The organism is Acidaminococcus timonensis (assembly GCF_900106585.1).
Classification (GTDB): Bacteria; Bacillota; Negativicutes; order Acidaminococcales; family Acidaminococcaceae; genus Acidaminococcus; species Acidaminococcus timonensis.
In genome coordinates this window covers 579015-601273 of the sequence record NZ_FNWH01000006.1, presented here as the reverse complement: position 1 = coordinate 601273, position 22259 = coordinate 579015, and the positions used below count along the sequence as shown (strand labels likewise).

Here is a 22259-nt window from a genome sequence, read left to right as displayed (position 1 = left end):
TCCTAAAAAATTTATACAGTGTGACGGTTTCCGTCCTGTAAACAACATATGATTTCCCGGGCAGCGGCCTCGTCGGTGACCAGGATATCATCCTGGCCGCTGCGCAGTACGGAAAGGATGGCGCGTCCCTTGGAGCGTCCCCCTCCGATGCCCATAACCGTGTGGATCGTTTCCAGATCGTTCACCATGAGCCCCAGGGTGTCGGTGCTGTGCACCACCTGCCCATTCAGGTCAAAATACTGGCCCAGGGCTTCGCCGATGGCACCCCTGCTTTCCAGTTCCTTCATCAGTGCGGGCCCCACGCCCCGTTTCTTCGCCATCACCTGGGCCTGTCCCATGCCATGGACCAGGATGTCCGCGCTTTTGATGGTTTCCACCACCTGTTTCACCCGGGCATCTTCCTCCAGGATCTTGCGCAGCACATCCTCGCTGACACTGTCGGGCACGTACAGCTGCAGGTACCGGGTTTTTAGCCGGCCGGCCAGCACCGTGGCAATGGTATTGGCCTGCAGTTCCATCCGGTCTCCCAGACCTCCCCGGGCCGGCACCACCACCGTTTCCGGTTCGTTGCCGTAGGTGTTCTGGGCCATGGCCGCCACCGTAGTCCCACCGGTGACCGCCACGATGTGGGGTTTGTGATCGCTCAGCAAATGCAACAAAATACCGGCTGCCACCCGTCCGATTTCCCGGGTAACCACCTGATCCTGGTCCGCATTCCCGGGCAGTACCACCACTTTCTGCAAGTGGAGTTTCTCCTCCAGGACGGATTCCAGGCTGGAAAGTTTCTGCAGCCGGTTCACATAGTCCCGGAGTTCCTGGAGAAGCACGGCCCCCTCATCAGTAATGCTCATCCCCGTGAGAGTAAAGTCCAGCAGCCCCGCTTCCTTGAGGAAGTCCACATGGGAGCGGAGGATCCGTTCGCTGAGCCCCAGCTTCTTGGCCAGGGTCCGGCGCCCGATGGGCTGGTCGTGGCTGATCTGGCGCAGCACCTTATAGCGCTCCGTCAGAAGCTCCACCATTTCCGGAACCAGTTTATTTTGTAAGTTGATGATCCGATCCAAACTGATGTTGCACATTTTGTCCCTCGTGGTACTTTTTATGTCCCACCCTGTTCGAAAAAAAAATAAATCGTCTTACGGGTTCATTATAACATATTGGACAGAAAAAGAAAGGGGGTGTGTAAAAATGTTTTTACACATCCCCTTTTATAATTGTGTCCAATGCGATGGGTGGTGGGTGTGCTGCAGTCGTCAGGACGACGATGCCGAAAGTGTAGTACTGGACCCATCCACCAGCCATTCGGCTGGTCCCCCTTCCCTTTCAGGGAAGGACAAAAGACGTTGTGTCCCCCTGAAAGGGGGAAAGGGCCCGCTTGCGGGTAGGGGGTTTTTAGTACTGCCTTTACGATAACAGGGAAACCATTTGAACGGGTGCTGGGTGCTGCAGTCGATCGTACGACGATGCCGAAAGTGTAGACTGGACCCATCCACCAGCCATTCGGCTGGTCCCCCTTCCCTTTCAGGGAAGGACAAAAATTTGTGTCCCCCGCAACGAAGACACGAGCAGGAGTCTCCTGGTCCTGTGGAATATTGTGTCCCCCTGAAAGGGGGAAAGGACCCGCTTGCGGGTAGGGGGTTTTTAGTACTGCCAAATGATCACAAAAGCAACATTTAAATAGGTGATGGACCTCCAGTCGTCAGGACGACGATGCCGAAAGTGTAGTACTGGACCTATCCACCAGCCATTCGGCTGGTCCCCCTTCCCTTTCAGGGAAGGACAAAAGACGTTGTGTCCCCCTGAAAGGGGGAAAGGACCCGCTTGCGGGTAGGGGGTTTTTAGTACTGCCAAATGATCACAAAAGCAACTTATAAATAGGTGATGGACCTGCAGTCGTCAGGACAACGAAGTCGAAAGTGTAGTACTGGACCTATCCACCAGCCATTCGGCTGGTCCCCCTTCCCTTTCAGGGAAGGACAAAAGACGTTGTGTCCCCCTGAAAGGGGGAAAGGACCCGCTTGCGGGTAGGGGGGTTTTAGTACTGCCAAATGATCACAAAAGCAACATTTAAATAGGTGATGGACCTCCAGTCGTCAGGACGACGATGCCGAAAGTGTAGTACTGGACCCATCCACCAGCCATTCGGCTGGTCCCCCTTCCCTTCCAGGGAAGGACAAAGAACTTGTGTCCCCCTGAAAGGGGGAAAGGACCCGCTTCAGCGGGTAGGGGGTTTTTAGTACTGCCAAATGATCACAAAAGCAACTTTTAACTCTGTAAAAAAGAGATAAGCTCCATCATTTGATCTTCCCCACATCCAGACTGATATCCACGGCCTTTACGCTGTGGGTCAGAGCCCCTACGCTGATCACATCCACCCCGGCAGCTGCCGCCGCCTGCAGGTTGGCGGCGTTAATGCCGCCACTGGCTTCCACCACGGCCCGGTGAGCGATCATGGCCACACATTCCTTCATAGCTTCCGGCGCCATGTTATCCAGCATGATCACGTCGGCGCCACCGGCCACCGCCTCTCTGGCCTGTTCCAGGCTCTCCACCTCGATCTCGATTTTCGTCATGTGGCTGGCATAGGCTTTGGCCCGTGCCAGGGCCTCCTTCACCCCGCCGGCCACGGCGATGTGGTTGTCCTTGATCAGGATGGCGTCGTACAGTCCCAGCCGGTGGTTGTGGCCGCCGCCCACCCGGACCGCATATTTTTCCAGCTGCCGCAGGCCCGGCGTGGTCTTCCGGGTATCCACCACCCGGGTGCCGTAAGGTCTGGCCAGGTCTGCCAGCTGTCTGGTCTGGGTAGCTACTCCGCTGAGATGCTGCAGCAGGTTCAGGGCCAGCCGTTCTCCGGTGAGCACACTGCGGGCGCTGCCCCTGATCTCAGCGATCTTCGTGCCATAGGACAGGGGATCCCCGTCTTTGGCGAGGGCCGTGAATTCCAGGCCGGGGTCCAGCAGCTGGAACACCCGCCGAGCCACTTCCACCCCGCACAGGATGCCTGTATCCTTGGAATGGATCAGGCCGGTGGTCACCGCATCCTCCGGAATCAGGGCCTGGCTGGTCAGATCGCCGGTTCCGATGTCCTCTTCCAGCCAGCGGCGCAGGCTGTCGTCCAGAGCAAAATTACGCATGAGCCATACCTCCTTCCCGTTCTTCCACGCTGTGATGCCGCCAGCATTCCCGAGGTTTCGGAAAGTCCAGACGGTAATGGGCGCCCCGGCTTTCCTGCCGCTCCAGGGCTGCTCCGGCAATCAGCCAGGACACCAGGAGCTGGGATTTCAGATCCAGCAGCTCATAGGTGGTGGCCGTTTCTTTTTCATACTGCGCCAGTCTGGCGGCAAAGCAGTTCCGGGCCTCCTGGATATCTTCCTGATCCCGGGCGATGCCCAGCTGCCGGCTCATCCGTTCCTGGGCAGCTTTCCGGTCTTCGGCCCACTGTTCCGGGGTGGTGGTGCAGGCCGCCAGGGCCGAACGCCATTCCAAACCTTCCCCGGCTTCCGGCTGCCGTTCATTGCAGATGGCCTGGGCCGTGCGGCGGCCAAAGACCAGCCCTTCCAGCAGGGAATTACTGGCCAGCCGGTTGGCCCCCTGCAATCCGGTGCAGGCCGCTTCCCCGCAGGCGTACAGGTGGTTGATATTGGTACGGCCCCAGGCATCCGTACGGATGCCTCCCATCATATAATGGGCCGCCGGAGCGATGGGGATCCGTTCCTTCTTCATATCCACCCCATATTCCTTCAGAGTCTTGTAGATCATGGGGAATTTCTGTTCCACCCGGTCGATGACCGTGGCGTCCAGCAGCACATGATCACTGCCGCAATGCTTCATTTCCGTGGCAATGGCCCGGGCCACCACATCCCGGGGCGCCAGCTCCTTCATGGGGTGGTACCCGGGCATGAACCGTTCGCCCCTGGTGTTATACAGCAGGGCGCCGGCCCCCCGCACCGCCTCCGAAACCAGGAAGCTGGGATGGCCGGGCAGGGCCAGGGCCGTGGGATGGAACTGGACAAATTCCATATCCATCAGTTCCGCACCGGCCCGGTACGCCAGGGCGATGCCGCTGCCCGTGGCCCCTTCCGGATTGGTGGTATGGGCAAAGAGGCGCCCCACCCCACCGGTGGCGATGACCACATCATGGGCTTTCAGGTGCACCATGTTCCCCTCATGGAGGGCCATGGCGCCGTAACAGGTCCCCTGTTTCACCAGCAGGTCCGTGACATAGCAGTGTTCCAGGCTTTTGATCCGGGATTCTTTGCCTGTAATCTCCCGCAAGGCCCGGGACACTTCCGCCCCGGTGCTGTCCCCATTGGCATGGACGATCCGGTTCCGGCTGTGGCAGCCTTCCCGGCCCAGGGCCAGCGTCCCGTCCGGGTTCCTGTCGAACCGGGCTCCGTGATGCAGCAGATCCAGCACCGCCCCGGGTCCCTCGGTGACCACGATTTCCGCCATGGTCTCGTCCGTCAGCCCGGCACCGGCCACCAGGGTATCATGGAAGTGCAGCCGGGGATCATCGTCGTGGCCCAGTGCCGCGGCAATGCCGCCCTGTGCCTTGGCCGTGTTGCTGTCCGCCAGCTCGTCCCGGACCACCACCAGCACCCGGCGTCCGGCTTCTGCCGCCGACCAGGCAGCCTGCAATCCGGCCGCACCGGATCCGATGACCAGCACATCGGTACTGATGCAGGGTGCCGTTTTCGTATCAAAAGAAGTCCAATAAGTTTCCATTGGGAAACGCCTCCGTAGTCTTTTCGTTGTGTCCCCCTGAAAGGGGGAAGGACAAATTTTTTCTACTTCACTGCCAGCATCCGTTCAAGGGCCACCCTTGCCTTTTCAGCGATGGGTTCGGGGACCACAACCCGGGGTTCCAGGGTCTCCAGCGCCTGTTTCACTTTTTCCAACGTGGTCTTCTTCATATTGGGGCACACCATGTCCCCGGCCATGTAGAATTTCTTGTGGGGGCATTTCCACGCCAGCTGGGTCAGTACCCCGCATTCTGTGGCGATGATGAATTCCTCCCGGTCGCTCTGCTCCGCATATTTCACGATGCCCGTGGTGCTGCCCACGTAATCAGCCAGGGCCCGCACCTGGGGCCGGCATTCCGGATGCATCAGCACCAGAGCCCCCGGATGGGCCTTTTTCGCCGCTTCCACCTCTTCCACCGTCAGGTTGAAATGGGTGGGGCAGGCACTCTGCCAGGGGATGATGCGGGCATGGGTCTGTTCCGCCGTAAAAGAAGCCAGGTCCTGGTCGGGCACGAACAGCAGCTCCTGATCCTTCGGCAGGCTCTCCACCACCTTCACCGCATTGGAACTGGTGCAGCAGATTTCACTGAGGGCCTTTACACTGGCCGGCGTATTGACGTAGGAAACCACTTTATATTCCGGGTGCTGTGCCAGTACCGCCTTCACCCTGGCCTCCAGGGTGTCGTCGAACATCCGGCAGGTGGCATCGGGGGCCGGCAGCAGGGTAATCTTGTCAGGCGACAGGATGTTGGCCGTTTCCGCCATGAACCGGACCCCACAGAACACAATGACGTCTGCGTCGGTCCTGGCCGCCTCCTGGCTCAGGCCGAAAGAATCACCGCAGAAATCGGCGATTTCCTGGATTTCTTCCGGCTGGTACACGTGGGCCAGGATCACCGCGTTCCGTTCTTTTTTCAGCCGGGCAATGGCATCATACAAGTCTTCCATGGATCAGGACTCCTTTTTGGAGGGGGCCGCAGCGCAACCCCGAAGTTTATTTGGTATACATTATACACGATTTTGATTCCATTGTCATGTCAGCAGATGGCAACAGATAATGCAATGACTCCATTGTAGCCTGTTTTGAGATTTTGTGCAAGAAAAAAGAAGCTGTGAAAAAATCCTTCACAGCTTCTCTCTTTGCCAGCAAGAGCTGGCTTCCATCGGCTGGTGACTAGAGACTAGTGACTGATCCAGCCATGGCTATTATTCCACGGTCACACTCTTTGCCAGGTTCCGGGGTTTATCCACATCGCATCCTCTGGCCAGGGCTGCATAGTAAGCCAGCAGCTGCAGGGGGATCACCGCCAGGATCGGGGCCAGGTCTTCATCCGCTTTCGGGATGATGATCACGCTGTCCGCATGTTTGGCCAGCTCCGTATCCCCTTCCATGCCGATACCGATGACGATGGCACCACGGCTCTTCACTTCCACCAGGTTGCTGATGGTCTTGTCATAGATGTTGCTCTGGGTGGCCAGCACGATCACCGGCACCCCTTCCGTGATCAGAGCCAGGGTCCCGTGTTTCAGTTCACCGGCCGCATAGGCTTCTGCATGGATGTAGGAGATTTCCTTCAGCTTCAGAGCCCCTTCCAGAGCCACGGCATAGTCCAGGCTCCGGCCCAGGAAGAAGGCGTCTTCCCGGTTAGCGTAGTTGTTGGCGTACACCTTAATCTGATCCACATGGTCCAGGATGTCGTGCATCCGTTCCGGCACAGCCAGTACAGCCTGGATCAGTTCGTGCAGCCGTTCATCGCTCAGCTTGCCCACCAGATGGGAAATGTACATGCTGAGCAGCAGCATGACGATCAGCTGGGTGGTATAAGCTTTGGTGGAGGCCACGGCGATTTCCGGACCGGCGTAGGTGTATACCACCTGGTCGGCTTCCCGGGCGATGGAGGACCCCACCACGTTGGTCACGGCCATGGTCCTGGCCCCCCGCCGTTTGGCTTCCTTCAGGGCTTCCAGGGTATCGCTGGTCTCGCCGCTCTGGCTCACCACGATGCACATGCAGTGTTCGTCGATGATCGGGTCCCGATACCGGAATTCAGAAGCGATGTCCACTTCCACCGGGATTCGGGCCATCTTTTCGATGTAATACTTGCCCACGATGCCCGCATGATAAGCCGTGCCGCAGGCCACGATAAAGATCTTCTTCAGGTCCTTGAAGGTTTCCGCGGTCCAGTTCAGTTCGTTGAACGTCACCTTGTCGCTGTCCCGGCTCACCCGGCCCCGCAGGGTATCCCGGACCGCCTTGGGCTGTTCATAGATTTCCTTCAGCATGAAGTGTTCAAAGCCGCCTTTTTCAGCTGCTTCAGCATCCCAGTTCACCCGGAACACTTCCTTGTTGATCTTCTTGCCGTCCAGATCTTTGACCGTCACCTTGTCCGCTTCCACAACGGCCATTTCCCCATCGCTGAGGATGTAGGTGTCCCGGGTCTTGTTGATGATGGCCGGGATGTCGGAAGCGATGTAGTTCTCGCCCTTGCCCAGACCGATGACCAGCGGGTTGTTCTTCTTGGCGCAGATCAGCTTGCTGGGGTCCTTGGCGCACAGGAACACCAGGGAATAGGAACCCTGGATGGTGTGCAGCACCTTCCGGACCGTGCTTTCAAAGTCCCCGTCCCACAGGTCGGCCATCAGATGGGGCACGATTTCCGTATCCGTTTCGGACAGAAAATGATGACCCTTCTTCAGCAGTGCCTGTTTCAGGGGCATGTAGTTTTCGATGATCCCGTTATGCACCACGGCAAATTGGCCGCTTTCGTCCATATGGGGATGGGCATTGATGTCGCTGGGTTTTCCGTGGGTGGCCCACCGGGTGTGACCGATGCCGATGGTACCCACCGGTTCATGGCCCACGATTTTCTGCCGCAGGGCGTCCAGACGGCCCACGCATTTTTCCACGTCGATCTTGCCGTCGTTGTAAACGGCGATGCCCGCAGAATCATACCCTCTATATTCCAGTTTGCTCAGCCCTTCCATCAGAAAAGGCGTGGCCTGATGACGTCCGATGTAACCAACAATACCGCACATTGTGTGAAATTCCTCCTGATGTGTTCGTAGTTACCGTCTGCCGCGGCTCCTTCTGTATGCCCCCGTTGCCGGAGGGATTTGTAGAGCCGTTTACGGTTTGCAGCTTACCGAGAGGCATCCGCTGACGTATCGATGAACCTCTTCCTCGTCGGCCGGAACAGCGTTCCGGCACCTGCGCTCAATGATTTACAATGATCCCGTTCCCATTCCCCTCCCAAAAGAACAGGCGGCCAGCCAGATCGGCATCCCCGGCTGACATGTCACTGCAGATACTTTATCATACACTATATAGCCCAGGAAAGCAAGATGAGGGGAATCCGCCGGTGCAATTCGTATGGTCGGGGTAAAAACCCATCCACCAGCCATTCGGCTGGTCCCCCTTCCCTTTCAGGGAAGGACAAATCTTTGTGTCCCCCGCGACGGAGACGACGAGCAGGAGTCTCCTAGTCCCGGGGAAAGAAGGAAAGGAAAAAGATTTTGTGTCCCCCTGAAAGGGGGAAAGGACCCGCTTCAGCGGGTAGGGGGTTCGCACACCTGCCAATCGAAAACAGAAGTATCCTTTTTAAATGAGAAATGAAATGCTGCAATCGATGGCACGACTAAGCCCATAGTGCAGACTGGACCTATCCACCAGCCATTCGGCTGGTCCCCCTTCCCTTCCAGGGAAGGACAAAAGACGTTGTGTCTCCTACTCCCTTGGAATATTGTGTCCCCCTGAAAGGGGGAAGGGGCCCGCCTATGGCGGTTAGGGGATTCGCACACCTGCCAAAAGAAAACAGGAGTACCCTTTTTAAATGAGGAATGAGGTGCTGCAGTCGATCGTACGATGAAACCCATAGTGTAGACTGGACCTATCCACCGTGCATACGCACGGTCCCCCTTCCCTTCCAGGGAAGGACAAATCTTTGTGTCCCCCTTTACCCTCATTCTTCAAAAGGAAACCCGAACAGCTGGAACTGGGGTCTGCCGTACAGATAACTGGTATCATTCAGGTCGAACACAGCATGTTCGCCCCACTTGTTCACCCCCAGCACCGTTACGGACCCGGGCCGGATGTCAAAGGAGATCTTCTTGTCCGCCACTTCCTGGATGCTGAGCCCCAGCCAGGCGAACAGCATGTTCTGGATGGTCCCTTTGTGGGACACGATGATCAGGTCCCCTTTCTGCTGCTCCACCAGCTTCCGGAATCCTGCCACCGTCCGCTCATAGAAACTGCGCCGGGTCTCACCCCCGTCGTAGTTGATGTGATCCAGTTCCCGGCCAGTCACCGGCGGATGGTAGAACGCCCGGGCCTCTTTTTTGGACAATCCGGCCGCCCTTCCATTGTTCTTTTCCCGCAAAAAGGAAAAACACTGTACCGGCCCGGCCTGAAGCTTCTCGGCAATGATCTGGGCTCCGGTGCGGGCCCGTTGCAGGTCGCTGGCCACCACCCTGGGCACCGGATGGCCGGCAAAATCCCTGGCCAGGCATTCCGCCAGTTGGGCGAACTGGGAAAGGCCCTTTTCGGTCAGGGCCGAATCCGTCCAGCCCCCGGTCAGTTCATGGATATGATGATCAGCTTCTCCGTGTCGGATCAATAGGATCATGATGATTTCCCCTTAGATATATCTCTTCAGTGTAATGGCGTACCGCCCCTTCTTCGTGGTGCCCCGCACTTCGGCCAGCTCCACTCTTCCCCGGCTGCGGAAGGAAATCACATCCCCCTCCTTCACGGTCTGGGACGGACTCTTGGCGTCCTGCCAGTTCAGTTTCACGTTCTGGCCCTTGATTTCGTCCGCCATCCGGCTGCGGCTGGCCCCGTACCCGCTGGCTGCCACCGCATCCAGCCGCAGGGCCGCCACCGTGGCGCTGATCAGTTTGATCTTCTGTTCCTTTTCCTTCAGGTCGCTGAGAGGGATTTCCTTCACTTCCACCGTGGCCGCACCGATTTTGGTCAGGTTGCTGAGCACGTACTCCACCATGGGGGTATCCACCACGATCTGGGCCCCCTCATCGATGAACACGATGTCGCCCAGGATCTCCCGTTTGCAGCCCAGACCCATGAAGGCCCCCAGCACATCCCGGTGGCCGATTTCATAGTACCGCTTGTCCCACAGGATTTCCAGGGCCGTAATGGCAAAGTCCGGCTGGCCGTAAAAGTCTTCGCTGACGAAAGCCACCTTCTGCCGTTCCCCATTGTGGAAGCCCCCATTCAGTTCATACCGCACCTGGGGAAAGTTGGCGGCCACGATCTCCGCCACATTCTGGCCATGGGGATCCAGGAACCCTGTCACCCTGAACCGGCGGCTCTTCCTTGCCCCGTCGGCCAGATCCAGCAACTGGGCTGCCAGCTCCTCGTCTCCGCTGGCCTTGAAATAGCGCAATACCGTTTCCCGTTGTTGTTGATTGTTTGCCATATTATTTCTTCAATGCGGCGCTCCGGTCCAGAACGGCCTGTACCGCATCGTAAAACGCTCCTCTCACTCCGTGGTTTTCCAGGGCCTTGATCCCTGCAATGGTGGTGCCACCGGGGCTGGTCACCTGATCCCGCAACTGGGCCGGATGCAGCCCGGTCTTCAGGGCCATCATGCCGCTGCCGGCCATGGTCTGGGCCGCCAGTTTGATGGCCATGGCCCGGGGCAGTCCGGCCATGACACCGGCATCTGCCAGGGCATCGATGACCACGAACAGGTAGCCGGGACCGCAACCGCTGATGGCCGTGATGGCTTCCATGGATTTTTCGTCCACCCGCACCGTTTCGCCACAGCTGTTGAAGATGGCTTCCGCCGCTTCCATGAAATCTTCGCTCACCTGGTCGTCACCGGTCAGGGCCGTCATTCCCATCCCCACAGCCAGCGGGGTGTTGGGCATGGTGCGGATCACCGGATGATCCGGCACCAGGTCATGGAGCATGGCCAGGTCATAGCTGCCCATGATGGACAGGATCCGGGCCCCTTCCGGCAACGCATCCACCAGTTCCTTCGTCACAGCCGTCCTGGCCATCTGCGGTTTCACCGCCAGAATCACCAGGTCGGCATCCTTGACTGCTTCTTTGTTGTCACCGGTCACAGCAATGGCATAGGTATCCTTCAGATACGCCTGCCGTCTGGCCGTGGGCACGGCAGCGGTCACCTGTTCCTTCGTCACCAGACCCCCGTTCAGGATCCCTTTCAAAATGGCTTCCCCCATGGCGCCACAACCAATGAAGGTGATTTTCGTATTGTTTAACGCTGCCACGGATCATTACTCCCTTCCGAACCAAAATTGGTATTTTCCGTATCGATATCCACATTGGGCGGAGCGCACACCAGCAGGTTCCGTCCGATTTTCCGCAGGGTGCCGTCCAGGGCATAGATGGTGCCGCTGATGAAGTCGATGATCCGTTTCCGTACATCCGCATCGGTGTCTTCGAAATTGATCACCACCGGCTGGTTCTTGCACAGGTAATCGGCCATTTTCTGGCTGTCATTGAAGTCGATGGGTTCGATGACCACCACACTGACCGGATTCCGGTTCACCGGCATGGACAGTACCTTGTCCCCGCTGCGGGTGGTCGTACCGCGGGATTCTTCCTCACGGCCGTAGTCCCTGCTGTACTCCTTGGTGTAGTCCTTGCCGTAATCCTTGTCGAACACCTTGTCATAAGGCTTCTCGTAGGATTTTTCATAGGGCTTGTCATAGGAAGGATCGCTGTCCTTCTCATAACTTTTATCCCGCCAGCTGGAACCGCTGCCGAACATGGGCACCACCTTGCTGTCGTCCTGTTCTTCCGTATCTTCCAGCGGTGCATCCTCCTGCAGGTCCTGGCTGTTGGACAGGCCGAAATAGGACAGGAACTTCTTCAATTTGTTTTTCATGTTTTCCACCATTTCTGTTTAAAATTTCAGGGAGTAATCCCGGGCGCCGAACAGGGCGGACCCTACCCGCACCTCATTGGCCCCTTCTTCCACGGCGATCCAGTAATCGTGGGTCATGCCCATGGAAAGGGTATCCACGGCGTCGCTCTTCAGAGCCTCTTTCAGATAGACGAAATCCTTGTACCCGGCGGCGAATACCGGACGGGTCTCTTCCACATGGTCCGTCGCCTGGGCGATCACCATGACCCCCCGCACCCGGATATGGGGATAGTTCTTCAGTTCCGGAATGGCGGCCCGGAAGTCTTCGGGGGCAAAGCCGCTTTTCTGCTCTTCCCCGGCCTCGTTGATCTGCAGCAGCACATCCTGCATCTTGCCCAGTTCCACAGCCGCCTTTTCCAGATGGTCCAGGATCTTCAGACTGTCCACACTTTCGATCATGTCAAAATGTTCCACCGCATGTTTGGCCTTGTTGGTCTGCAGATGGCCGATCAGATGCCAGTGGCCGCCGGCAGGCAACACGGCCTGTTTGTGCATGGCTTCCTGCACCCGGTTTTCACCGATTTCCGTCAGCCCGCAGGCCAGGGTATCGGTGATTACAGAAGCAGGATGGTTCTTGGTCACTGCCAGGATGGTCACCGTATTCCCGGTGATCTTGGGTTCGGTCCGTCTGGCCAGAGCCTCGTTGATTCTGGCCTGCACCGTTGCAATATTGTCTTGTAACATGGGAAACCCCATCTCCTTTATGAATTTGTATCCCTCTGAAAGGAAGCGGGCAGGAGTCTCACATCTGGTGTAAAACCCATCCACCGTCCATACGGACGGTCCCCCTTCCCTTTCCCACGGGACTAGGCTGTTCCTATTCGTCACAGCCGTCGCAGGGAAGGACAATTACTTTCGCCACAGTACCGCCGCCAGGCGGCCCGTTTTTCCCTTTTCCTTCCGGTAGGAAAAATAGGCTTCATTCCGGCAACTGGTACAGATCCCGGCCACGCTGATGTGTTCCGGGCGAACGCCTGCCTCCACCAGCTGCTGCCGGTTCAGTTCCCACAGGTTGAGCAGATAATGTCCTGTCCCGTGGGGGGTGAAGCACCCTTCAAACCCGCTGGCCCGGTCCCGTACCTTTTCATCCACCTCGTAACAGCAGGGCCCGATGCTGGGTCCGATGCCCGCCAGGATAGCTTCCGGCCTGGTGCCGTACCACTGGTGCATCGCCTGTACACCTTTCTGGGCAATCCGGCCCACGCTGCCCCGCCAGCCTGCATGGAGCACGGCGATGGCAGGGCTTTCCGTATCCACCAGCAGTACCGGCGTACAGTCCGCATAAAAAAGCATCAGGGGCAGATCCCTGCAATCGGTCAGCAGCCCGTCGGTACCCGGAAGGGTGGTATCCAGTTCCAGGGCACCCCGGCCGGCTTCCTCTTCCGTGACTCGGGCCAGCACGGTGCCATGTACCTGGGCACAGGTGGCCGTCCGGTTCAGCGCAAAGCCCATGGCCCGGGCCGCTTTCTGCCGGTTCCTCAGGACTTTTTCCGGATCATCCCCCACATGGAGGGCCATATTGAGACCCCCCGGGGTCAGGTTGCTTTCCCCGCCCCTGCGGCAGGTGAATCCGTGCCCCACGCCCAGGTCTTTCCAGGCAGGAAAACAGCCCCACCGGATCCCGTCTTTTTCTTCGAAAGCAAATCCCGCCATTTTCCTCACCTCGATTTTAGTTGCCAGTTGTTAGTGATGAGTGGCTAGTGATGGGAACCCACCACCAGCCATTCGGCTGGTCCCCCGCCCTTGAAAAGGGCGGATATCCCTGTTATCAAAGTTCCCGTTTCATATGATTTGCAACAAACTGCGTAGGGACGGCCCATGAGGGACGTCCGTTCTCAGGTCGCCCAGAGGGATTGCTTCATAGCCAGCGTCAACTGGCTTCCTTCACGAATCACTATCCACGATTCACTAACCACTTACAGTAACCTTTATTTTACTGTTTTTTCTCCTGTTTGTAAACGCAAAAGCACCCTTATTTCAACGCACTCTCCATGCGCCGGATCATGGTTTCCAGCACCTTCAGACGGGCAAACAGTTTGTTGTTGGCCTCCACCACCGTCCAGGGGGCTTCGCGGGTATCCGTGCGGTACAGCATCTCATTCTCCGCTTCCACGTACTGGTCCCATTTGGACCGGTTCCGCCAGTCTTCCTGCGTGATCTTCCAGGTCTTGTTGGGATCATTTTCCCGGTCCTGGAACCGCTTCAGCTGTTCCTCATTGCTGATCTGCATCCAGAATTTCTGGACGATGATCCCCTGTTTCACCCACTGGCGTTCCATGTCGTTGATTTCCTCATAGGCCCGGCGCCATTCGCTGATCTTGGCAAAGCCCTCGATCCGCTCCACCAGCACCCGGCCATACCAGGTCCGGTCGAAAATGGCGATTTCCCCCGGACGGGGCACCTTTGTCCAGAACCGCCACAGGTAGTGGAACTGCTTTTCCCATTCATTGGGGGCACTCACCGGGTTCACCCGATACCCCAGGGGATCGAAGGATTCGGACAGCCGCTTGATGGCGCCGCCCTTGCCACCGGCATCCTGTCCTTCGAAGGCAATGATGGTACCGATCTTCCGTTTGGCCAGTTCATACTGCAGTTCGCCCAGCCGTTTCTGGTACTTTTTCAGCTTTTTCTCATATTCTTCTTCATCCATGGGCTGGTCCGGATTGTACCGGCTCAGGATGTTGGGGATGCTCAGATCTTTCACCGGGCCCTTTTCCGGATCCATCGGTCGCTGTCTGTCCTTCAGGGCTTCTTCCAGCGCCGTGATCAGTACCTGGAACACCCTTTCGATGCCGGTACGTTTATCCTCCATGGGGACGATATGCCAGGGCGCCACATCCGTATTGGTGGCCGCCAGCATCTTTTCATACACATCCCTATAGGCGTCGTAATCCACGCCCTCGATGCCTGCTGGTGCCAGTTTTTCCCAGCGGCTGCCCAGGGCCTCCATGCCTTTGGCCAGATTCTCCCGCTGCTGCTTCTTGGAAATGTGGGTGAAGATTTTGATCACCACATACCCACCCTGGACCAGTTCCCGTTCGAAGTTGTTGATCTCATCAAAGCTCACATGGTACCATTCCGCCGCTTCGTCCGGATCCCCCACAGCGTGTTCGTTCCGCAGGAAATACCAGGCACGGTGATGGATGGAGATCTGTCCTGCCGGCGGCAGTTCTTTCCAGAACTGGAGGAAGAACGGACTTTCCTTCTGCTTTTCCGTGGTTTTGGAAGCCGAATACACCCGAAAGCCCCGGGGGTCCAGGGCATGGATCACCTTGTTGATCAGCTGGCTGCGCCAGGAGGCACGGAACCCCTCGAACAGGATGATCACCGGGATCCTGGCATCCCGGATGGCCCGCTGCAGAAATCCCAGACGGTTTTCCTCGTCCCCGATTCTTTCATTATATGCTTCTTTGGAAAGCTTTGTTTTCAAGTCGATCATATCTAACACAGAAACCCCTTCTTTCCAACAGCCTATTTCTTTTCCATTATAGCACAAAAAAGGCACCGCTCTCTGCGGTGCCTTTGGAAGGGTCGGACTTATTTGATCTGGTTGGGGCATTCCTTGCCTTCGGACAGTTCCTTCAGGTTCTGATAGGAGATTTCCACCATGTTCTTCACGGCTTCGTCGGTGTAGGAACCCAGATGGGGAGTGATCAGGACTCTGGGATACAGGTCGATCAGTTTTTCGAACAGGGGGTTGGTCAGTTTTTGACCTTCCAGGTCTTTGCCGAACAGTTCAGCTTCCCCGTCGATAACGTCGCAGCCATAACCGCCCAGTTTGCCGCTTTCAACGGCTTCGATGACAGCTGCGGTATCAGCCAGCTGACCACGGGCGCAGTTCACCAGGATGGCCCCGTCCTTCATCTTGTTCAGGAATTCTTTCGTAACCACAGCGCCGTTTTCTTTGATGTACGGAGCGTGGATGGTGATGATGTCGGATTTGGCCAGCAGTTCATCCAGGGAAACCTGGGTGCAGTAATCTTCGATGCCTTTGATCTGGAATACGTCTTCGCCGATGACGGTAGCGCCCATGCCATGGAAGATCTGGGCAGCCACACGGCCGATACGGCCCAGGCCCACAACACCCACGGTGCAGTTCCGTACTTCTTTGGAGAACATGAAAGCATCTACTTTGAAGTTCTTTTTGGACGTACGGCTGGTGGTATAAGCCGTATGACGCAGCAGCATCATAGCTTGGGTTACAGCCAGTTCAGCAATGGCGTTGGGAGAATAACGGGGAACGAAAGCCATGGGGAAGCCCAGTTGTTTGGCATATTCCTTATCGATATGATCCGTGCCGGCAGTACGGGTCAGGATGTATTTTACGCCCAGTTTTTTGTAAATGTCCAGGTTTTGTTTGTTGGCGAAGCAGTTGCCACGCAGAATGACTGCATCAAACCCTTTGGCCATTTCAGCGGTTTCTTTCGTATTCAGATAATCAGGAACGCATTTGATGTCATAGCCAAATTCTTTGTTGCAGGCTTCAAAAATCGGCAGTTCAACATCTCTTACACCATAACATAAAACCTTCATACCAATACCTCCTATAAATGGGAAACGCGATTTGGGCAAGCCAAATACCGGCTACGCCCGTTGTCTTTATTGTAGCATGGAAAAGGATATTTTCCAATGTTTTTCGTATTTTGTATACAAATTAATGGAATATTTTGTGAAAGGCCCCATTTCTTCCCATCGCCTGTTTTGCCTGCCTCAGAACTGCCAGTTGACGCCCACGTTCCACTGCCATTTCTTATTCCAGTTCCCCCCAAAGCTTCTTTCTGCGTCCGCGTAAAGACTGGTGTGATCATTGATGTGCCAGGTGCCGCCGAAACCGGCTTCCTGCCATGTGTCTCCGTAGTCTTCGCTGTAGTCCATGGTTTCTCCGTCGGGCGCTGCCAGATGGAACTTCCTTTCCCCGCCGAATTCGTGGAGCACAGAGAATTTCAGGTAATAGTCGTAAGGATGTTTTCCTTCCGTTACCCGTTTGCCCAGAAGGATGCCCAGGCGGCCGATGGCGCTGTCATAGTTCCCCATGTGCACCGTCCTGCCACGGCTGGTGGTGTAGTCTTTGCTTGCCAGGCGGCCCAGCACCATCTGTGCTTCCGGTTCCAGGAAGAGACCGTCGTTTCTAGTGAAGGTTTTGCCCCATTCCACAGAAAGACTTTCGCTGCGGGTGCGATAGTCGGCCCTGTCAGGATAGTCGCCCCAGGTCCTGAGGCTGGTATCGTCCCGGCCCCATTTGGCCACCACGTCGGTATATACACCGCTGTCCCCGAACCAGGTGCCGTAGAGGCCGCCGGAAAGGCCGTGGTCTTTGGAGGAACCATAGCTGTATTTCGGATTGGAAATGGTCCGCTCTCCGAAGAACCCGTAAACGCTCTTTTCATTGGCAGCGTGGTCATAGCCCAGCTGGAAACCGTTGTATCGGCTGTCTGTGCCCTGTCCTTCATAGGCGCCATGGAAATCCCGGACCCAGATGCCGGAATCGTCCTTACTATTCCGGAAACGGAGATCTCCCATGCGCTTTCTCAGGCTGTCGATGTCCAGGCGGTAGCGGGCATAGCTGTTATCGGCAGCTTTCATGAGGGGGATGGTGTCTTTGTTGGCTTTCTTTTCCAGTTTGGTCAGGTACCACTGTTTGTCATTGGCATCCTTCACGCCCATCACATCATGGACATACTGCCCGTTCTGGATGGTGGGCGTCACATCCCAGAGGCCGCCTTTGTCAAGGGTCAGGCCGCTGAAGGTGGCATTCTTACTGTCATCCGTAATGAGCAGCAGATGCTTCGTGCCGGTGACTTCCTTTCCCTTGAGGAAACTTTCATCATGCACCTGGACAAGGCCCTGGGAGCCTGCCTCTGCACGCTTCATATAGACCTTGTCGCCGTCGGTCTGGCTGTCAAGGTCCGTCTTCATTAAGAACATGCCATCCCGGCCGCTGTAGGCATCCATGTCAAGGCGCTGGTAATCCTTGTTATAGGCCATATCGACGATGCCGCCATTGCTGTGGTCCAGTGTCGTCACCGTACTGCTGTCCGTCATATCCCAAAGGGCCCCATTGGCCAGGGCCAGTTCCGTATCGCCCTTGTCCACTGTGGATGCCCCACGGAAGAGAGAATCTCCTGTATGGAGCTTGACCTTGATGGTGCCTTTATCAGCCGATTCCAGGTTCCCCAGAATCACCTTGCGTCCTTCGCCCACAGCAGTGACAGAGCTGCCATCACCGGTGCTGTAGATGGCATTCTGGCTGCCGGAGAGCGTCATGGCGCCGTCGAAGGTGACTTTGCCTGCATCATCCGCTTTGACTACATGATTGATGATGCTGCCTTTGCTGTTCTGCGCATGGCTGTTCACTGTGAGGACGGCACCGTCACCAATCTCCGCATCGGCATGGTTGAAGGAATGGAGCGCCGATACATCGGTCACCTGATCAGGAGCTGTAACCGTAATCTGGGCATTCTTCCCTACCGTAAGCAGCGTATTTTTCCCATCCGTAAAGGTATATCCCGGAAGATGATTTGTGCCGTTGCGGATGCCTTCCACGGTAGGAGCTCCGCCGTTGGACAGTTCAGACGCTTTTACGTCAACGGACAGATTGTCGCCGATGATCATAGTGGCAGGAGACCCATTTTTCTTATTTCCGGAGTTAAGATCAACGCCGGTATTCCGGATACCCTCTGCAGTTCCATAATTATCAGCCTGCACCTGCACGTGGAGGTCATTGCCAAATCTGGATTTTGCCAGAATATTCCGCATGCCGCTGACCACAGCCTTTGCAGGTTGCTGACTGGTATTTTTAACGACGACAGAAATATCGCTGTTATTCCCAAGGGTCATATGACTTTTAAAGAAGTTGTAAAGGCCATTTACATTGCCTGTGGATTCGTCGTTTTCCGAATCAATGTGAATCTGCAGCCCATCCTCTGCAGAGACGGTAGAGCTGTTATACGCTTCCAATCCATAGATCATGCTGGAAGATTTCCCGTCCTTCTGGCTGATGGATATGGTTCCGTTCTTTTGGATTTGTAATTTGGAATCATCTAATACATAAACTCCATACAGCTGGGAAACAGTTCCACCCGTCTGTGTGATAGATACATTTCCTCTTTCTCCCACATTGACTTCGGAAGATGAATGAGGGCTGATGCCATATACATTCCTAACCGTACCATCATTGATGCAGATTGATGCTGTTCCTCTTTCTCCCACATCCACTTCCGAAGATGAATAAGGGTTAATACCGTATACATCCGTAACCGTACCACCATTGATGCGGATTGTCTGCTGATTACCGTCTCCTAAGGTGACCTTTGACTGGGACTGCGCATTAATCCCATATATAGATCCTGCATTGCCGGAATCAATCACGATATGATTCTGGCTATTGTCTCCCATGTGGATGGTAGAGGCGGAATCAATATATATCCCATCGACTGCGTCTGCTTTTCCACGGATTTGCGCAACCGTCATTTCTCCATTTTTTCCCAGATTCAGCTTGGAGTTAGATTCCATTTCAATTCCACGAATCGTCCCCACTGCGCTGTCTGTCACGGTAACATCGTTATGACTGTCTTCCTTGATGGAAATCTCCGTCGTATCCTTCTTTTTATCTTCTTCTGTCGGGTTATAATCCGGATACCTACGTTTTGTCATCTCCCACCCCGACAAAAAGATTCCATCTGCAAAATCATCAGTACGATTGGCAACTGTTACTGTATTTTTCAGACCGGCTCCTATGGTACCCGTCTTTGTATCGTGTACGAAAATACCCACAGTATGTCCTTGACCATAGGAACTCTCTTTTTCAGGATCCTGTTCTACACCCTTCTGCGTAGTGTCAACGGTCAGCCTGTCTCCAATGGAGAAATCCGTTCTGGAAAGAACCAACCCTTCATTATTAATCAGCTGTTGCCCGTTGTCCGGTGACTGTACTAAGAGCGTGGAAGTCAAATGGGCATCGCTCCCCATGGTCAGTTGATCATGAGAAAGAGCCTCTACTTGTTGCCTATTCAAATGAAAATAGTCATGCAGACTTTCCATGGCTCTGATGAGCGTTTCTCCCGTATCCTTGTTGGCCACCGCTTCTGCGGTGCTGGTAAAATGATTGCCAATGACGGTATCTCCATAAAAAAGGGAATAAAAGCCAGATGTCTGATTGTACGAGAAAGCCCCTGATTTCACCGAGAGATTCACGTTATCTCCTACTGTCATATGACCAAAGTGGTTTTCTAACGCATGGGCGTCCAAACGCACTCCCGTTTTTCTCTCCGGAGCCTCGGCATTCACCGTAATAGTAGTCCCACTTCCCACATTCACGGTAGTCGAAGAAATCTGATTGCCATTATTTTTATATTCTTCATTGGCATTCACCGATTCGTCTGTACTTTTAGGATCATGCCTACGGTCCACCCCTTCCAGGTAGATACCGGTAGCGTTGTAGTCATTACCGGTGGCATCTACCTTCACGGTCATCCCATCGGCCAGGTTCACTTTGCCGGGATACTCATCATGTACCCAGATGCCGTTGGCTTCTCCCTTATTTGAATAGGTACCGGAAATGGTCTTGGAATTTACGGTAGTCACGTCATCTGTACCAGCGGCAGCAGTAGAGCCAATCTCCAGAATCGCCCGATTACCGCAGTTTGTCACATCAAAATCATCGGTCACGGTCTGCCCTTTTTCCGTCACCACCAAGGGCCCACTCTGCACCGCCGCCCATACCGGCACACTTCCCCCCAGTGCCAGAGTCAGGGCCAACGCCATAGTCAGCTGTTTCTTGTTTTTCATCCTCATCATATCCTTTCTTTTCCCCTTTCGGCCAAAACAAAAAGAAGCCGGTGGCTGGCTTCTTTGCAGCAAATCTTATGTATGGATATACCGTGTCCAAACTGGATGGGTAGTTGCATTTCTGTCTTGTGTCTTTTTCTTGCAAGCTATTATATAATTATTTCGTGTACATTGCAACGATATATATTTATATTGCATATGTAAAAAAACGTCATTGTCAATATTTACATATTTTATTCAGTGGATAAAACTATGGATTTATGCGGACAAAGATTACAGGAAGGTTGGAATCATGTCATATAACTATTTCCTATAGAACAAATTTGTCTGCTTTTTGTTCTGTGAAAAAAAGATAGAAGTTTTTCATCATTATGGTGTAAAAAAAAGACTGCGGCAGGAAGCCGGGCAAAATGTCCGGCACCTTCCACAGTCTCTGCTGATTGATTTCTCAGAGATGGATTACTTCTTCCACAGTCCGTGCAGGTTGCAATAGGCGTAAGCGGATTCCACTTCGTCCCCATCCACCAGGGCAAATTCAGCTTTGGGCGCATCCCCCGGATGCAGTTCCTTTCTCTGGTTCCCCTGTTTGGTGTGCAGGCTGATCCATTCAATGTAATGTTCCGGCTGCATAGGGTGCAGCACAGAACCCACAGTCACAGTGACCAGGTTCCCTTTCACTTCCACCACCGGAACGTGTTTTTCCTGGGCAGCGTCCGTAGTGTTGGGTACCAGTTCATCCATTTTCTGGCCGCAGCACATCACCGGTACGCCGGTCTCTTTTACAACAGCAATGATTTTCCCACAATGGGCACATTTGTAGAATTTTTGTTCCATAAAAAAGCCTCCTCGCAGTCTAAACTTCTTGTTGTCATCCCATCAGGCCAAAAGCCTGCTCTACAACTCCATCATACCATAAATCGGTCTGGCGGGAAAGCCCCCTACTCCACGTGGAACCTGTATACCCGTTCCCGCAGGGGAGCCGCCAGGGTCTTGCCGTACAGGGCTTTCAGCTGGTAATCCCCGGGCCGGTCGAAACTGGCAAACAGGATGGTCACACCGGGGGAACCGGCCTGGCCGGTGGGGTTCTGCATGGGCAAGGTAAAGGAGTGGCCCAGGTTCACAAATCCCTCATGGCCGCTCTGGTCTGCCAGTACCCACTGGTTGCCGCTGGTGGGGTTGGATTCCATGTACAGGGCCACCAGTTCGCCCTTCTTCAGGGGCAGGGTCATGTTCTCCGCCAGGGAATCCAGCTTGTAACTGGTCAGCAGCCGGGCTCCTTCCGCCACATTCAGGGCTTTCAGGATCCGGGTATAGGGCACCAGCGTATCATACGGGCCATCCGGGGTACTGGCGATGCGCACCCCGTCTTCGGCAAATACGTAGGATCGGCCCTGGATGTTTTGGGCATACTCGGCGCTGTTGGTATAGAACAGATCCTTGTCCTCGATCACATTGCCATCGGTGGTGTCCAGGTTCAGTCCCCCGTAGACGGTCCGGTCCCCCTGGGCCTTCAAGATCACACTGAACAGGCTGGGCCGGTTCACGGTCACTTCATAGCTCAGGGTGGCCTGGCCTCCGGCGGCCTTGCCCAGGGCGTTGGCCTTTTCCTTGATGATGTGGTTCAGGTTGTTCTGCTGGTAGGCTTCCTTCAGTCCGTCCGCAAAGGGAACGGTCCCGGAAGCCCTGCCGCTGCTGTAGGATTCCGAAAGCAGGGTGGTATGGCCAAAAGCAAAGGCAGAAAGGGGCAGGGACATAGAAAGCCCCAGTGCCAGAGCCGTGAGAGATTTTCGCAGATGCATGGGCAGTTCCTCCTTTTTTCGCA

General features: G+C 55.4%; 16 protein-coding genes. All 16 read right to left on the bottom strand.

Annotation, left to right across the window (positions count from 1 at the left end; all coding sequences use genetic code 11):
- Positions 1-11: 11 nt before the first annotated feature.
- The 16 genes from BQ5462_RS06660 to BQ5462_RS06585 all read right to left on the bottom strand — a co-directional run bounded on the left by BQ5462_RS06660 (position 12) and on the right by BQ5462_RS06585 (position 22236).
- Positions 12-1076, bottom strand: a complete 1065-nt coding sequence (locus tag BQ5462_RS06660; RefSeq protein WP_071142589.1) for a sugar-binding transcriptional regulator — start codon at positions 1074-1076, stop codon at positions 12-14.
- Between the two features lie 1215 nt (positions 1077-2291).
- Positions 2292-3131, bottom strand: a complete 840-nt coding sequence (gene nadC / locus BQ5462_RS06655) for a carboxylating nicotinate-nucleotide diphosphorylase (RefSeq protein ID WP_071142588.1) — start codon at positions 3129-3131, stop codon at positions 2292-2294.
- Positions 3124-4722, bottom strand: coding sequence for an L-aspartate oxidase (nadB, locus tag BQ5462_RS06650; RefSeq protein WP_071142587.1), 1599 nt, complete (start codon positions 4720-4722; stop codon positions 3124-3126). The genes nadC and nadB overlap by 8 nt, the downstream gene beginning before the upstream one ends.
- Positions 4723-4784: 62 nt before the next feature.
- Complete coding sequence (gene nadA, locus BQ5462_RS06645; protein WP_071142586.1) at positions 4785-5687, bottom strand: quinolinate synthase NadA; 903 nt, start codon at positions 5685-5687, stop codon at positions 4785-4787.
- 258 nt (positions 5688-5945) lie between these two features.
- Positions 5946-7775, bottom strand: a complete 1830-nt coding sequence (gene glmS / locus BQ5462_RS06640; RefSeq protein ID WP_071142585.1) for a glutamine--fructose-6-phosphate transaminase (isomerizing) — start codon at positions 7773-7775, stop codon at positions 5946-5948.
- A 923-nt stretch (positions 7776-8698) separates the two neighbouring features.
- The gene (locus tag BQ5462_RS06635; RefSeq protein ID WP_071142584.1) at positions 8699-9361 is read right to left on the bottom strand and encodes a histidine phosphatase family protein; all 663 of its coding nucleotides are present in this window, start codon (positions 9359-9361) and stop codon (positions 8699-8701) included.
- A 12-nt stretch (positions 9362-9373) separates the two neighbouring features.
- Entirely contained in the window at positions 9374-10171 is a 798-nt protein-coding gene (locus BQ5462_RS06630) for a YlmH family RNA-binding protein (RefSeq protein WP_071142583.1), read from the bottom strand.
- A gap of 1 nt (position 10172) precedes the next feature.
- Complete coding sequence (gene proC / locus BQ5462_RS06625; protein ID WP_076978296.1) at positions 10173-10991, bottom strand: pyrroline-5-carboxylate reductase; 819 nt, start codon at positions 10989-10991, stop codon at positions 10173-10175.
- Positions 10979-11611, bottom strand: coding sequence for a cell division protein SepF (locus tag BQ5462_RS11055; RefSeq protein ID WP_083378152.1), 633 nt, complete (start codon positions 11609-11611; stop codon positions 10979-10981). The genes proC and BQ5462_RS11055 overlap by 13 nt, the downstream gene beginning before the upstream one ends.
- An 18-nt stretch (positions 11612-11629) precedes the next feature.
- Positions 11630-12334 (bottom strand): YggS family pyridoxal phosphate-dependent enzyme, encoded by a 705-nt coding sequence (locus BQ5462_RS06615; protein ID WP_071142582.1) that lies wholly within the window; start codon positions 12332-12334, stop codon positions 11630-11632.
- A gap of 165 nt (positions 12335-12499) precedes the next feature.
- Complete coding sequence (gene pgeF, locus BQ5462_RS06610; protein ID WP_071142581.1) at positions 12500-13303, bottom strand: peptidoglycan editing factor PgeF; 804 nt, start codon at positions 13301-13303, stop codon at positions 12500-12502.
- A gap of 319 nt (positions 13304-13622) precedes the next feature.
- Positions 13623-15098, bottom strand: a complete 1476-nt coding sequence (locus BQ5462_RS06605) for a phosphate--AMP phosphotransferase (protein WP_071142580.1) — start codon at positions 15096-15098, stop codon at positions 13623-13625.
- Between the two features lie 89 nt (positions 15099-15187).
- Complete coding sequence (locus BQ5462_RS06600; RefSeq protein ID WP_071142579.1) at positions 15188-16183, bottom strand: 2-hydroxyacid dehydrogenase; 996 nt, start codon at positions 16181-16183, stop codon at positions 15188-15190.
- A 177-nt stretch (positions 16184-16360) separates the two neighbouring features.
- Positions 16361-20437, bottom strand: coding sequence for an autotransporter outer membrane beta-barrel domain-containing protein (locus BQ5462_RS06595; RefSeq protein ID WP_071142578.1), 4077 nt, complete (start codon positions 20435-20437; stop codon positions 16361-16363).
- 459 nt (positions 20438-20896) lie between these two features.
- Entirely contained in the window at positions 20897-21271 is a 375-nt protein-coding gene (locus BQ5462_RS06590) for a desulfoferrodoxin family protein (RefSeq protein WP_071142577.1), read from the bottom strand.
- 104 nt (positions 21272-21375) lie between these two features.
- Positions 21376-22236, bottom strand: a complete 861-nt coding sequence (locus BQ5462_RS06585) for a protease inhibitor I42 family protein (RefSeq protein ID WP_071143328.1) — start codon at positions 22234-22236, stop codon at positions 21376-21378.
- Positions 22237-22259: the final 23 nt, after the last annotated feature.

Excerpts from the sequence above, each read along its gene's own strand:
- BQ5462_RS06595 (WP_071142578.1), bottom strand. The coding sequence starts at position 20,437 with ATGAAAAACAAGAAACAGCTGACTATGGCGTTGGCCCTGACTCTGGCA.
- nadA (WP_071142586.1), bottom strand. The coding sequence starts at position 5,687 with ATGGAAGACTTGTATGATGCCATTGCCCGGCTGAAAAAAGAACGGAAC.
- pgeF (WP_071142581.1), bottom strand. The coding sequence starts at position 13,303 with ATGGCGGGATTTGCTTTCGAAGAAAAAGACGGGATCCGGTGGGGCTGT.
- nadC (WP_071142588.1), bottom strand. The coding sequence starts at position 3,131 with ATGCGTAATTTTGCTCTGGACGACAGCCTGCGCCGCTGGCTGGAAGAG.
- BQ5462_RS06635 (WP_071142584.1), bottom strand. The coding sequence starts at position 9,361 with ATGATCCTATTGATCCGACACGGAGAAGCTGATCATCATATCCATGAA.
- BQ5462_RS06660 (WP_071142589.1), bottom strand. The coding sequence starts at position 1,076 with ATGTGCAACATCAGTTTGGATCGGATCATCAACTTACAAAATAAACTG.
- BQ5462_RS06615 (WP_071142582.1), bottom strand. The coding sequence starts at position 12,334 with ATGTTACAAGACAATATTGCAACGGTGCAGGCCAGAATCAACGAGGCT.
- BQ5462_RS06585 (WP_071143328.1), bottom strand. The coding sequence starts at position 22,236 with ATGCATCTGCGAAAATCTCTCACGGCTCTGGCACTGGGGCTTTCTATG.
- glmS (WP_071142585.1), bottom strand. The coding sequence starts at position 7,775 with ATGTGCGGTATTGTTGGTTACATCGGACGTCATCAGGCCACGCCTTTT.
- BQ5462_RS11055 (WP_083378152.1), bottom strand. The coding sequence starts at position 11,611 with ATGAAAAACAAATTGAAGAAGTTCCTGTCCTATTTCGGCCTGTCCAAC.
- nadB (WP_071142587.1), bottom strand. The coding sequence starts at position 4,722 with ATGGAAACTTATTGGACTTCTTTTGATACGAAAACGGCACCCTGCATC.
- BQ5462_RS06630 (WP_071142583.1), bottom strand. The coding sequence starts at position 10,171 with ATGGCAAACAATCAACAACAACGGGAAACGGTATTGCGCTATTTCAAG.
- BQ5462_RS06600 (WP_071142579.1), bottom strand. The coding sequence starts at position 16,183 with ATGAAGGTTTTATGTTATGGTGTAAGAGATGTTGAACTGCCGATTTTT.
- BQ5462_RS06590 (WP_071142577.1), bottom strand. The coding sequence starts at position 21,271 with ATGGAACAAAAATTCTACAAATGTGCCCATTGTGGGAAAATCATTGCT.